This window comes from Candidatus Uabimicrobium helgolandensis, from assembly GCF_041508025.1.
GTDB classification, from domain to species: Bacteria; Planctomycetota; Uabimicrobiia; order Uabimicrobiales; family Uabimicrobiaceae; genus Uabimicrobium; species Uabimicrobium helgolandensis.
In genome coordinates this window covers 4,366,735-4,380,506 of sequence record NZ_CP165719.1, presented here as the reverse complement: position 1 = coordinate 4,380,506, position 13,772 = coordinate 4,366,735, and the positions used below count along the sequence as shown (strand labels likewise).

Annotated in this window: 7 protein-coding genes; 1 reads left to right on the top strand and 6 read right to left on the bottom strand. The window is 35.0% G+C overall.

The window, feature by feature from the left end; genetic code table 11:
• Positions 1-79 precede the first annotated feature (79 nt).
• Complete coding sequence (locus tag UABHE_RS16035) at positions 80-931, bottom strand: CHC2 zinc finger domain-containing protein (protein ID WP_372371346.1); 852 nt, start codon at positions 929-931, stop codon at positions 80-82.
• A gap of 4 nt (positions 932-935) precedes the next feature.
• Positions 936-1,199, bottom strand: coding sequence for a hypothetical protein (locus UABHE_RS16030; RefSeq protein ID WP_372371345.1), 264 nt, complete (start codon positions 1,197-1,199; stop codon positions 936-938).
• 193 nt (positions 1,200-1,392) lie between these two features.
• Here UABHE_RS16030 and UABHE_RS16025 point away from each other — a divergent pair, with 193 nt between their 5' ends.
• Positions 1,393-1,680 carry a helix-turn-helix domain-containing protein gene (locus tag UABHE_RS16025; RefSeq protein WP_372371344.1) on the top strand — a complete coding sequence of 96 codons (288 nt, stop codon included), beginning with the start codon at positions 1,393-1,395 and terminating at the stop codon, positions 1,678-1,680.
• Positions 1,681-1,860: 180 nt separating this feature from the next.
• Here the strand turns inward: UABHE_RS16025 and UABHE_RS16020 are convergent, their stop codons facing one another.
• From UABHE_RS16020 to UABHE_RS16005, 4 genes are all read right to left on the bottom strand, one after another.
• Positions 1,861-2,691: a leucine-rich repeat domain-containing protein gene (locus tag UABHE_RS16020; RefSeq protein WP_372371343.1), complete on the bottom strand. Its 831-nt coding sequence runs from the start codon at positions 2,689-2,691 to the stop codon at positions 1,861-1,863.
• A 100-nt stretch (positions 2,692-2,791) separates the two neighbouring features.
• Positions 2,792-10,684: an RHS repeat-associated core domain-containing protein gene (locus UABHE_RS16015; protein WP_372371342.1), complete on the bottom strand. Its 7,893-nt coding sequence runs from the start codon at positions 10,682-10,684 to the stop codon at positions 2,792-2,794.
• Positions 10,681-11,133: a hypothetical protein gene (locus UABHE_RS16010; RefSeq protein ID WP_372371341.1), complete on the bottom strand. Its 453-nt coding sequence runs from the start codon at positions 11,131-11,133 to the stop codon at positions 10,681-10,683. The genes UABHE_RS16015 and UABHE_RS16010 overlap by 4 nt, the downstream gene beginning before the upstream one ends.
• A 958-nt stretch (positions 11,134-12,091) precedes the next feature.
• Positions 12,092-13,678, bottom strand: a complete 1,587-nt coding sequence (locus UABHE_RS16005; protein ID WP_372371340.1) for a LamG-like jellyroll fold domain-containing protein — start codon at positions 13,676-13,678, stop codon at positions 12,092-12,094.
• Positions 13,679-13,772: the final 94 nt, after the last annotated feature.

The window sequence follows — 13,772 nt, the reverse complement described above, 5'->3', positions numbered from 1 at the left end:
TGTGTCTTGTAAATTATCAAACCGATAAAACCTTCATTTTTTTGTATAAGTTTGTCTCAGCAAAAAAGGTCTGACACTCTTATTTATATTGCGCCATGTTGCCATCGAATATTCCTCTGTCACGCAAGAAAGTTTGCGCTTGCTGATTTTGTTGTAGGGTTTGCTCGAAGATACTTACGCAGCGTTTTATTAATTGTGATTTGCTTATTGTACGAGAAACGGTTGTTTTTTGAGCTAGAGGAATTGGATCTAGTAGGTTTAGTGCTTCTTTGAACGAACAGTTTTTGTATTGTTGTACGAAACTAATTACATCCCCGTTTTTACTACAACCAAAGCAGTTGAATACGCCTTTTTTATCGTTGACACTAAACGAAGGTGTCTTGTCTTCGTGGTCTGCAAATGGACAACGACAGAGTATTGCGTTTCCTGTTTTTTTGAATGACGCATTTGTATATTTGGTTACGATATCGCTTATTTTGTTTTGTTGTTTGATTTTTTGTATGCGTTCTTTGTTGCTTGATTGAATTGGGATGTTTGTTTTTGGAATTGAGATTGGAGTTGGTTTTGTTTCGAGCTTTGGTTTTGCTTTTGATTGTGGCTTTGGTTTCGCTATTTTTTCTTTTGCTAGGTTTTCAATGTAAGCAATCGCTTTCCAATCGGAAATACCGAGTGCAAGTTTGACCAGCTTTATTGTGTGGCCTTTTTGTTTACAGGATTTGCATTTGAATTCATGCTTATTTCTCTCAAGAGTGTGCTCTTTTTTGCATTTAGGACAGATTGCCTTGTTGTTCTGTTGCAATTTTAAATGTTGCAGAAGCTCTTCTATTGTAAAAAAACTTAATGCTGCTTTTCGACGCTTCTCTCTTTTTGCAACTAAACTTTTTGTTGATTTTTTATCTTTTTGGCTGTATAATTTCTTTATCTCTGACATTATTCTATCTCCCTGATTTTCTTTGTCTACGGGATTCGAATATTATGTCACGAAGGAAATTGAGTTTAGCTCTTAATTCTGCTACATTTGCTAATGCTTCTTGTTTGTAATATGACTTTGCTAGCTCATTTAAATCTTCTCCTTTTATACTAAAAAGGATACTTTTTCTGCCTTCAAATGATACTTGTACGTCCTTTAGCTCGGCGTCTGATTCACTCAGAATATAGCCTCCTAGCCAAAGGTCGCAAGTGGTTAATGTCTCTGACATTTCCTTTGCTCCTTGTTTAAGAACCTTTTCTTTCTGTAATCCGCCAAGATTTCCCAGATTGAAAAGGTTTATTTTTTGCCTGTATGGCAATTTAAAATTGATTAATGTAAATAAAATATTGTTTTATGGTAACAAATAATTTACTGTAGTCAATAATAAATTGATAAATATAAATTATTTATTTGGTGCTGCTATGGAAAAAATAAATATCGGAAAGATAATAAGAGAAGGTCGGATAAATCAAAATATCTCTCAGCGACAACTTGCTGATGAATATAATGTTACTCCTGCTGCTATATCTGCTTGGGAAAGAAATAAAACTTCTCCCCCTGCACATGTCTTGATTTTATTGGCTAAAAAGTTAGATATTGTTGAAGAATTGTTTGGTTATCCAAAACCAAAAAAAGAAGATGAAAACCAAAAAATATGGAATGCTATAAATGAGATTAGGGAAAAAATAGGACTGGTTCGTAATTCTTGAATATAATAAAAAAAGCGCACGATTTAATGTGCGCTTTTGTTTGCTATTTGTAATTTCAAGTTTTTAAAAAAAATTGTATTTTAAGAAATCCATTTGCTACAATTGTAACTATAAGTAGTTGCAAAATAAAGAATTAACATCAATCTATTCTGAGTCTGGCACCAGAATAGACAATTCTGGCTAAAATAATACTTTACATTTTGGATGAACATAAGACATTACTTTATCTTTAGATGTAGTAGTAAATTTATTCTTCCCAAGGTTCAAAAAAATTAATTTTTTTAAATTTCTTAGTGTCTCTGGTAATTTTTCTATATCATTTTCATAAAGATCTAGATGCGTTAAATTTTTCAATTGTCCAATTTCTTTAGGTATTTCTTTAATTTCATTACTGCCGATATCCAGATAAGTCAATTTAGGAAAATCTGTAATTTCTAATGGAAACCTTCTAAGATCATTAACCGCTAAATTTAAGTAATTTATTTTTTTTAGTGTCATGAAATCTGAAGAAATCCTACCAATATCGTTGTAGCTAAGAGATATAGATTTAATATTTTTAAGATTCTTGATCTGAGATGGAATATCTACGATTTTGTTATAATCTAAGTTTATATATTGCAATTGCTTTAACTCCATCAGTTCTGGATAAATTTTTTCTAAACAATTACTAGCTAAAGTTAAACTCGTTAGTGTTTTTAAACTCTCTAATTTTAAATTTGGTAATCCACAACCGTTTAAATTTAAAAATGTTACAGGAAGAGAATATACCCAACAAGGAATTCGGACTAAATGTATATTTTCAAAATTTATTTGAACATTATTTGAAAAATTACAATTATTAAATGAGCAATTTTCTAAATTTCCAAAGTAAACATCCTGGCGAAAACTACAGTTATAAAAATGACTATTGTTCAACTTATGCTCTATTTTGTTGTCTAAGAAAAAAGCACAACAAAAATATTCTGTGTTACTTTTTATTTTATTGAGTGTTTTAGATTTTATTTTTTTCATTTGTAAATAAAGTAGTCTTTCTAATTTTTTTCAAAAAGCTGATATTTAACAGTAGGCAATTAGTAGTAGCTGAATCATATGATTCAGCTACTACTGATCTTTACTTTAAGAATCCATTCTTAACATAGTTTTTATACTGTTTAGTTCTCTTGTCTAACTTAAATCCGGTTACAAAATCGTTATTTTTATTCTTAACAATTATGTTACGCGTTTTTTTATTATAGAAAACAGGATCTCTATTAAGTCCATATACACCTTGCTGTATTGTATCTTTATCTTTCATATGATCTACAATTGCCTTTTCAAAATCGCTTAAGGACTGATTGTTCATTCTTATAGTTCCATTTGAATTCAGTGGGTATTTTTTCGAATCAAGAAAATCACTAGCATGTTTATCAAATTTCTTTTGCAATTGTCTTCGTGTAAAAGAAATATCAGGACAAGGATTATGAGGACTTGTACTATTGTTTGAACCTCCACTACCTTCACCCATCATATAGTTTATAGAACCCCAGATAGTATTGAATATTAGCCCTGCTCCATAACCGATACCAGCTCCAGCAGCAGTTCCTCCAGCAACAAAAGCTGGAGATAAAGCAAGGCTAACCCCACCTGTAGGTCCTGCTCCACCAATTGATAGGCCTTCAGCAGTCCAACCTCCCCATGCAGCTCCTGCTGTCGTGAATGTTGCATTTATTGCATTAGCCTGCTCGTCATTAAAATAATTTGCCATATATGCAACATAATCACTACTCATTGCAGCGTTATACTCAGATCGTATAGTGAGATTGTCGTATACTAGTTCTGCCGATTCTTTGAAGCCAAGTGAATCCATTACGTAAGCTGTAGGAGCTGCTCCAGCACCAAGAAGCGTTCTTCCAACGAAAGAAGTTGCTGTTTTTACTCCGCTCCACAAACTACCAAGCCAACTATCTTCTTTACCAAATGGATCAGAGTAGTTGAAAGGATTACCACCAAAAGCCTCATAAAGCCCAAAACTATCAACATATCCTAGTGGATCACGCTGAAGAAATCTACCAAGCTCTTGATTATAATACCTATTACGGTAATACATCAGCGAAGTCTCTTGGTCGATTCTTCGCCCTTGAAAACCATAAACTACACTCTCAAAATCACCAAATTCCTCCAGCTCTCCAGCATCATCGACAACATACGGTACGCCATAGCTACTGTATTCTAACGACAGTGCAACATCGCCAATGTCGTTCGTCAAAGCAACAACGTCCCCGCGCGCGTTTTCATGAAAATATAGTTCTTCGAATTCCCCCAAATTCTCGCCGTTAAAAACCCGTAATTGGAGGTGTTCATCTATTCCGTTACCATCAACAAACTGCCTCGACACAATTTCGTCTCCGAGTTGTTGTCCAGCTTCTCCTGTCTGTTGTCTTTCTTCAATTACACGCCAACCACTGTAAAAGAAATTACGCCGAATATCTTGCGTAACAATTTCACCCGGATCACAGCCAATACGAGCAACATTTGAAATGCGCGTTTCTTCTAGTAAGCCAAAAAACTGACCATTACCTAAACGCGTTTTCACTGTTGGATCAATAGCAATGTTTCCGCTAACGTTTTTCACCTTCTGCTGCTCAACACCGTTTACAAACAATTTTACAGTCTGTCCATCATAAATGCCAGCAAGATGTACCCAAGTTCGCAGCGGAATTTCAATATCTCCACGCACCCTTGTTCTTGTTGTGGTAGTTCCATCTGAATTGACAGTATCGATTACAAATACTGGTTTACGTGAGGTTTTGTTTATCTTCAAACGGTAACTTTGCTTGCGTTTTACTAACGGTCCACCTAACTCTAGTTCTTCTTCTGGAGTTGTTGGATCGAGAAAAACAAACGTTTCTACAGTTAGTTGATCTTGAATATTATCAATTGCATTTGATAATGGAACAGTCAAACGTTTACCATTAAAACGTAAAGCTCTTGTGTTAAATAACCCATCATCGCGACTGGTATTTCTGGTATTAGTAATATTTAAGCCGTTGTCAGAGCTATCGACTATTGGTCCTGTTTCGTTGTTGTAATGATACAAAAGAAGTGTATTTGCATCAGGTGTTGATTCACCTTGATTTGTATTACATTCTCCTGCAGTCTTTGTTTGGAAATTCTTTTCAATACGACGATTCGAGAAATCATATTTATATGTAGCGATTACACGATTGTCCTCTTTGCTATTTATTTCAATTATTCTGTTTAAAGCGTCATAAGTAAAGAGCCTTTCGCCATCATCGGTAAGATTTCCATTATCATCGTGAACAAAAGTAACTCCATTAAAAGAATCGTATTCGTTCACTTCGTTTACTGTTTGCGTTTGTGCTGTGCCATCAACAGTGGTATTTGCCCAGTTACCAACACCGTCTAATTGCCAGTCCTGGGTTTGAGATGCAGTTCCATTTATTGAGTCATTTCCAGCAGCAAGAGTTCCGCGCTTAAAATCAACAACGCGATAAAGCGAATCAAGCTTATATAATTCACTAAATTGTGGATTTTTTAAGTTTACTTTATGTTCTTTGAAATTGACGCGATTGTAACCATAAGCATAACCAGTAATGAGTTCGTTGTTACCATTTTTTAAATGACGCATTTGTGCTAATCGTGGTAAGTTGTCATAACCAATATTGGTATCATTTGTATCATTGAGCATGGTTAATCTGGTATTGTTTTTATATACGCGTTCTAAAACACGACCACCAATGTAATCGTAAGTAGCGATAGGATTTTCGCCTGTATCGCCAATAGTTTTCGTGCGATTTAGTTTGTCTTGTGTATAAGAAATTACTCTTTCATTTGGATAGGTGCAATCAGCCAAGTCACCGCCTTCACGCCAGTTCATTGAAATGACTTTGCCATTTTGCTGTTCTTCCACCAAACGACTTAGTGAATCATACTTGCGTAGAACAGTGCTGTTATCGTTTACATCATTAGGGTCGTTATTGTCCGTTGCGGTAACTAAACGCGAAAGACCATCATATTCGAAAGTTTGTAGCGTTGTTCCTTCTATATTATTACTTACAGAACGAGAAATGTTTTTTTCAATTGTACGGTTAATAGCGTCAAACGTATAATCACAGACATTATTATTGTTATCAGTAGTACGAATGATATTACTGTCTTTATCATACTCTATTGTTGTTTCCCGTATATCAGCATAAACTGTTTTGATTAAACGATTTAAGTTATCATATTGATAACCAGTAGTGTTGCCATTGTCGTCTGTTACACTGAGTACTCTTGAATTTTGATCGTAAGTGGTGGTTTCTGTAATTTTACCATCAGTATTTGATGGATTGGATAAATCAAGAGGATTGCCTCCTTCGCCATCTATACGTAATTCACGAATACTTTCAAAAGCTCTGGCTAAACCATCATACTTGGTTTCACTAATGTTACCTTCATCGTTGATATTGCCAGCAAATAAACCCAGTGGGTCAGCAATTTGTGGACCTTGAGCATCGGCAGTACGAATAAGAAGATTACGGCTTGAGTAAGTAAAATAATTCGTTTGCCCAATATTGTCTGTCGTTCTTGCGATACGGTTCAAAGAATCATATACATTGATATTTGTAAATGTTTCATTCGTAACGCGCCCTGTAGGGTTTACATCTATACTTGTAATGCGTATCGGATTACTGTTTTTGTCGTACTCAATGAGTTGCTCATTATTTTCAGCGTCGATTACTTGAATTCGGCGTTGCGCCCCATCGTATTTTATCGTTGTTATTTCAGCTTCATTTTGTGGACTTGGACTTGTAGTAAATGTGACTCGCGAATTACGATCATAATCGATAAATGATGTTACTTTGCCATCTCCTGGAGAGACATCGTTATCATTTAAAACTACAGGACGAACAGTACTTACGTTATCGGAAACAAACAAATGAGCATCGCTTTGGAATACGCGCGATATTTCATCGTATAGTGCTTCTGTTTTTGCAAGAAGAACATTGCCTGAAGTATCATTGTCGCTACGACTTGGTCCAGATGTTGGTCCAAAAACTTCGGTCATAATTATATTACTATCTGGATCATATGTCATAATGGATTCGTTGCCAACCGCATCAATCACTCGTTTTGCACGGTCAAATCCATCTAGAATAATTGTTGATGCATCTCCTTCACCATCACCGTTATTGTCCTCGGCGTCAATCGTTGTTGTTACATTTCCATTATTATCAACATTAAATATTAAAGTTCTCTCCTCTAAAGAGTTAACACCCGATGTTGTTGAAAAAACAATATCCCTTTCATCATAAATAAATTTAGTGATGTTATTAGGTTGGTTACCATTTACTGCCTCCGAGGATATTATTTCGTTAACATTTTCGTTGGCATCATAACGCATTTGAGTGATACGTGTTTCACTGTTACTTATTGTTTCTTCTGTTTCAATTACGTTATCTAAAATGTCATATTTATATTTCGTTGGTAAAAAATTTGGTAAATCGGGGTTATTAGAATCACGTATTTCGATTTGCGATTCAATCACATTATTATTACTGTCATAAAAAAATCTTGTTTTGTAGGCAAAAGCTGTTAAATCTTCGGTAGATGCTGATACGTCAGAAGCGGATATAACTTCAACAGTTTGGTTTAATTGATTTACCTCCATCACCGATTTTACACCGCGTGCATCGAGTATTGAAATCATATTTCCGACTTCGTTGTACGCAAATTCAGAAGTAAGTTGAGTTGGTAAAGAATTCCCTCTATAACGTGCTGAATGGGACTGATCCACAATAATTTTTTGTAGGTAACCCCCAGTACCTGTATCAAAAGGTTCGCCAGCATTATTGTTGCCTGTACGATTGACACCTGGAATTCCGCTTGGATTTGTTTCTGGATAAAAGATACTCAGAGTTACTTCACCTTCTGGCGTTTCTTCTGATTCTAATTGGCCAAAGCGGTTAAAACTATAGCGATATTCTATTTCTTGAACTAATGATCCTTCTTCTACGCTTTGTAGAGATTCACTACGTAAATTTACATTTGGTAAGCGCTTGACAATCATATTGCCACATATTCCATCTATACGAAGATTTCCATTTAAGTCGCCTTGATTGATCCTATCTTGCACACTACTAATATCAATATCGTATTTGTCAATGATTTGCTGTAATGTTAATCCACAAAAACATACCTGATCATCAAGGTTTGCTTCAAAGTAATCAGGAATCATTTCGGTTGTGTAACGTTCTTTGCTTGTTACGCCACCATTTTGTGGAATGTAGTTATTATCCAAACCCCTTGGCGAAACTACTTTTATCGCTTGATTGTAAACAGGGTCATATTCATATTCTACTTTAATGGATGCTTGGTCACCACCACGTGCAGCGTCTGGAATTTGTGTTACTGAAATCATATTGCTTTGTTGAAATTTATCGGTACTATTCGAATATTCATATACGGTTTTATTCCCTTCTGGAAAAATCGTTTCGAGGAGTAAACCTGTGTCAGAATATTTGTGCTGCGTTATAAACGCTTGCGGTTCGTTTTCGCGTACACCTCTTGTTTTTACTTCTTTGCGAATAAGTAGTTTTGCATTGTTGTAAAAATAGATTCTTTCGTTAGAATTGCGATCTATACAAGTAACTTTTTCTCTTTCAAGATCAGGGTTTGCAGGATCTATTCCTTCGTTAAGAATTTCTCTTGCATAAGTAACACTTCCACCTGCTGGCACACCGTTAACTGTTCCACCCCATTCTTGCATAATGATGCGATCATCAGATGAATAAAAATTTGTAGTGCGTTTTATATTTGTTCCTTGTTCATTTGGGGCAGTTATGGTTAAAAGATTATGATTCATTTTAGGATCATCGAAACCTGTGGAGTATGTATATTGCCAAAGTTTTCCTTGAGCAAAGTCATTTCCCGTTGATGTTCCCGTAACGACAGGACTACGAACAGAAATTAAGTCACCTTCACTACTGTAAGTATAAATTACTTCGCGACCTGAAAAATCTCTGATGCGAATTAAACGCCCATCATTATTAAAAAAGAACTCAATTTCTCTGCTTAGCGAATCAATTATCTTTTCTAAATCGCCGTTAGAGTCATAAGTATATTTATGGCGATTACCACAACGCGTAACGATCTCGTCTATTTTTCCAGAGGTCACACTGTTACCTATGGGCAAAAACCGAGTAATTGTCCCTGTGCGATTACGTAGAGATAGCCGCCCATCATCTTCTTTCACAACCTTATTAAAATGATAGTCTGGGGAAATAACATCATCGCCAGAAATTACATAAGGATTACCACGCATTTGTCCATCGTATAGTACTAAAATATTTGGATCTTGTGGATCAGGCACAAAGCGTCGATTAAACTCGAAATCCCAATTAAATCCGAGTGGTCCATCAAAGTTACTGCGGCTGTGATAAGTGCGACGCATAACAAAATCCATGCCACGTCCTGGTATTTGTAAATCAACTGCTTCAAGAAAAAATTCCAAAGAATTGATATGTATTGGATCACCTGTATTCTTTTGCGAAGGGAGCTGCGTTATAGCTTCTTTTGTTGTACATTTTGTATCGCAATCTCCGCAACCTTTTCTACTTGCTGTCGAAGCTTTTCCTTGTACTAGTGTTGCCGGGTTTCCACTACTTGTGCTACGATTATTTTCACTGGTTTCAGTAGTAACTACTGACTGGTCATCATCGCCATTGTTACCATTGTCTTCGTCTTTGTTCTCTTGGACAAGATTGTCTCTTTTTCCTGTAACGCGGATAGTTGATTGTACTGTAGCAAGAACACCATCAGTAAAATTCCAAGTTGCTTTGACATTCCCGCGCGATGAAGATGAAACAGTTACAATTGCACTTCCATCAAAAGGACTACTCACAACACGTACAATATTATCTGGTAATAAACTTGCTAAATTATTAAGTGCATTGTTCACTGTTGTTCCAGTATTGTCGGTAAATTCAACCTCCATAGAAGGTTTTAGTCTCTCCCCGTGTACCAAACGAGCATCATCGACAAAAATCTTGCGCACTTGTCCTTTAACATCAACTGTTGAAGTTGTTTCCTTAAATACACCATCTGTGTATCTCCAGTTTACCGTTACTAAGGTATCAGGTACATTGGCATTTCTTCTAAAACCACTTGCTCCAAATGGATTTTCAAGTATGCTTATAATATCTGGCTCAGCAAACGAACCAAAAAACAGTCGTCCTCCTGTTGAACCTGTTTGCAATGGCTGACCGTTTTCTTCTGTTTGATCTGTATATTTTAAAGTAAGAGTTGGAAGTAAGATATCATCACGATTTATATTAATATCGGTTACTTCTATTTCATCAAGTTGGCCTTTGACATCAATAGTTGATGTTGTTTCTTTAAACACACCATCTGTGTGACTCCAATTTACTGTTACTAAGGTGTCGGGTACATTTGAGCTTCTTCCAAAACCATCGAGACTAAATGGATCTTCAATTATTCTCACAATATTTGGCTCTGCAAACGAATCAAAATAAAGACGACCTCCAAAAGAACCGACTGCAAGAGGATTCTCTATGTCTTCCGTTTCATCTGTATATTTTAGTATCAAAAATGGAAGTTTAATGTCACTTCTATTCAATGAAATATCAGGGACTTCAATTTCACTTAGTTCCCCTAACACGTTTACATTTGAACTTGCTGTCTCCGTGACTCCTCCTATAGTCACTGTCCAATTTGCTGTTACTGTTGTATCAGCAACATTGTTTTCTCTACGTAGCCCTCCTCCAGAGAATGGAGTCGTTACAAACTCAACAAAACCACTTGGTTGTAAACTCACTAGATTGATTTCTCGGGCTGAAATCGTATCTGTTGTGTCATCATCGAAAATTAAGGTAATTACTGGACTGAAAAAACCGTCGCGTTTTACATCAATGTCCGAAACTTCTATCGAACTTAATGCTTGTGCTGATAATCCTCCCAGCAGGAGTTGTGATATAACTATTGCTACTAGCCATTTTTTCAATTTTTATTCCCCTTATTCAGCTTTTTTTGTAATAAGTTTATCCACAGTTGTATTGCTGCTTTTTTTGAATGATTAGGTTTTAGATTAAGTGTTTTGCGAAAACAATCGATCGCTTGTTGTTCTTTACCTGCTTTTGCGAAATATAGAACACCTAATTTAAAATAGGCTTCACTATCTGGTTTTTGTTCTTGCATTTTTTGTTGATGTTTTTTGATCGTTGTATTAATATTTCCACTGTTTTTCTTACTGTGTACAGTTTTATTATTTTTTATATAAGTGCTAGATTCATTATTTTGTATTTTGGTTTTATTTTTCGTTTGCACAATCTTTTGTTTGAGTATTGCTATTTTTTTATGATTGATAAATATCAAGGTAGTTAATACTATATAAATCACCAATAGAACAGCGATTACTATGTTGTAAATAACTACTTTTTTTTGCTGATTCATAGAACCCTTTCTCTGCTTGTAGTTATTTTTCTTGTTCAGATAAAACATTTATTTCTTGCTGTTGTTGATATAAATAAACGCCTTCAACCATTAAAATTAATAACAGTACAACTACAACACATTTTCTTATTACCATTTTTTCCTCTTAAAACTATTAGACAATAAATAGTGGGTTGACTTCAAAAATAATAGTAATTCTTCTATTTGTGAAATATGTTTGCAAACATATTTGTTTTATATACTCATTTCATGTTAAAAGCGGCAATAATTTCTAAAAAATTTCTAACTTTATTTTGATAATTTTAATGCGATTCAAGCGATTGATGACTTCTTTGGCAAAATACTAAAAACTAAACGGTATTATTCCTTATCTTGATCAGAGAAGCATGTTCGGCGTATTTTTTACTGGATGGCAAAAAGAATGGCAGATGTGGTATTTTTTTTAGATTAGGTCAAAATGTTTTTTCGAGCCTGAACTCATTTCAAAGCTTTTAATATTGTTACAATTCACAAAAGTTCTATTTTTATACTAGAAAGTTTTCGGAAATGGACTTGGCTTACCAAAATCAAATATATGTGGAGTAAACTGCAAGAAGAGACACATAGAACAATAACAAATCTTGGCGAAACGCAACCAAGATTTATTATACACTATCTTACGACAGGTTTCTATTTTACAACACAGTTGGTAAAGTAGTGTTCCAAAATTCGACTATATGACCAACCTTATTGAGAGTAAGCTTGTAAGCCGTATTGGCAAGCTCCGACTCCGTCGGCCATAGTATGATTTTTATCTCCTTCACAAAAGTATTATTATTTACATAATAATACTTTTCGCGGAGAAAAAACGGCAATACATTTTATTTTTTATTTAGACCATGTACTCTTTTATTGTAAATAGGTTGTATAGGCAGGTTTCAATGCATAGGTTATTTTGTTTACTTACATACTCATTGATTTATTTTTTTTGTAGCAAAGGTTTATTTATTTCGAAGTGATCTGCAATCTCAGAAGCTGTACGAGCAATATTAGATATTCTAAATTCATCGAAGGTAAATCTTCCAAAATTTGTTGTTGGACTACTACCACCAAAAAATAGCGGCTCGTTGTTCACATCTGCGTTGGCAACTGTAAAATTATTTGTTTGGTATAGTTCACCGTTAACAAAACAAATAATTTGACCCTCTTTTTGGACTATAGCAAAGTATGTAAATTTTCCTCTACTATCATTTACTATTGGTTCTATACCAATAATTGGATCTTCTGGAGTTTTTCTAAAAACTAAATCGCCATTACCACGATCTCTTAGCCCCCAATTAAAGTCGATGCCAATTCTTCCTTTAACAAACCATGTTCCATCTTTAGCATCGCCAGGTTTTATCCAACACTCAAGAGTAAAATCATCACTATCAAAAAAGTTAAGCTTGTTGCTATGAGCAACAATCACATGGTCGTCTACTCCGTCAAAACTTAATGCTCCTCCATCTTTTCCTGTTACAAAAGTAGGTCCAACAATTGTGCCAGTATGACCATTCCCACTAATATCACTTATTGTTGTTCCTCCCTCATCATCAAACCTCCATAATGCGACTGTATGCTCATCAACAGGAAGTGTAGTCCCACTTGCAACCTTAATTTTCCCGATAACAGGAAAAGAAAGTTCTTTGTTTACAGGCAACCCATTCCTAAAAACAAATAATTGTCCATATGCAACGTAAGTATAATCACCTGGAGTTACAATATTTCCCTGATTATCACGTCCATCCCAAATACTTTTTGCTTGAATATCTACAGAGCGACTAAAAACCTGATTCTTTGTAACTATGGTGTGGACAATGTTATTCGAGGAATCTTTGATTACTTGAGTAATGCTAAGAAATTGTTTAGGAGCAAGTTTCTCGATACGAATAGTTACATCCAATATATTTTGCTCGCTTGTTGGATCAAAAGGGTCTGGAGAATCACTAAAACTAGTGATTGTTATATTTTTAAGCTTATTAAATACCGCTTTCTGCGAAAGCCGCCATGATTGGTCAAAAAACGCTATTGCTTTTGGTGCGTTAGTTTCCTGTTCTCCGCTTGTAAATTTTCCTACGGACTGACCAAAAAGATTCGATTTTACTTCGAAAACGCCTATCATTGCCTGCGCCGTTTTTAACGAAAGATCAGCTATTTGTTTGTCCGATAAAACTAAAGAATCAACTATTTGTTGAAAAGAATCTTTGATGTCTTGTGGAGTAGTATTTTTAGCGATTGCATTTACTAGTGTGGTAGCTGCTCTTTTGCTATTTGAAAAAACTTTTGGACCATCTTTAGCAGAAATTCTAAAACTGTCAATGAAGAGCGGTTGTTCTTTAAATGTCAAGCTTTTCTGAATAGAGAGACGTGCTGTATTTATTGCCTTTTGAACAATCGGATCAGTGGTCAAAATATTTGTTAAAGTTGCAAAAGCATCCTTTTTTAATTGAAGAGGAGATTGAGCAAAAATATTAGCCCAAAAAGAGAAAAGAACAAAAAACAGTATTTTCTGCTTACAACTTTTCATTATAGCTCTCCTTAGATAGATTTTAAAACTAAGTTATTCTTATTTGAAATTAGGATAATAGCGCTTATCCAACTTCAACAGCTAAAGATTCCTA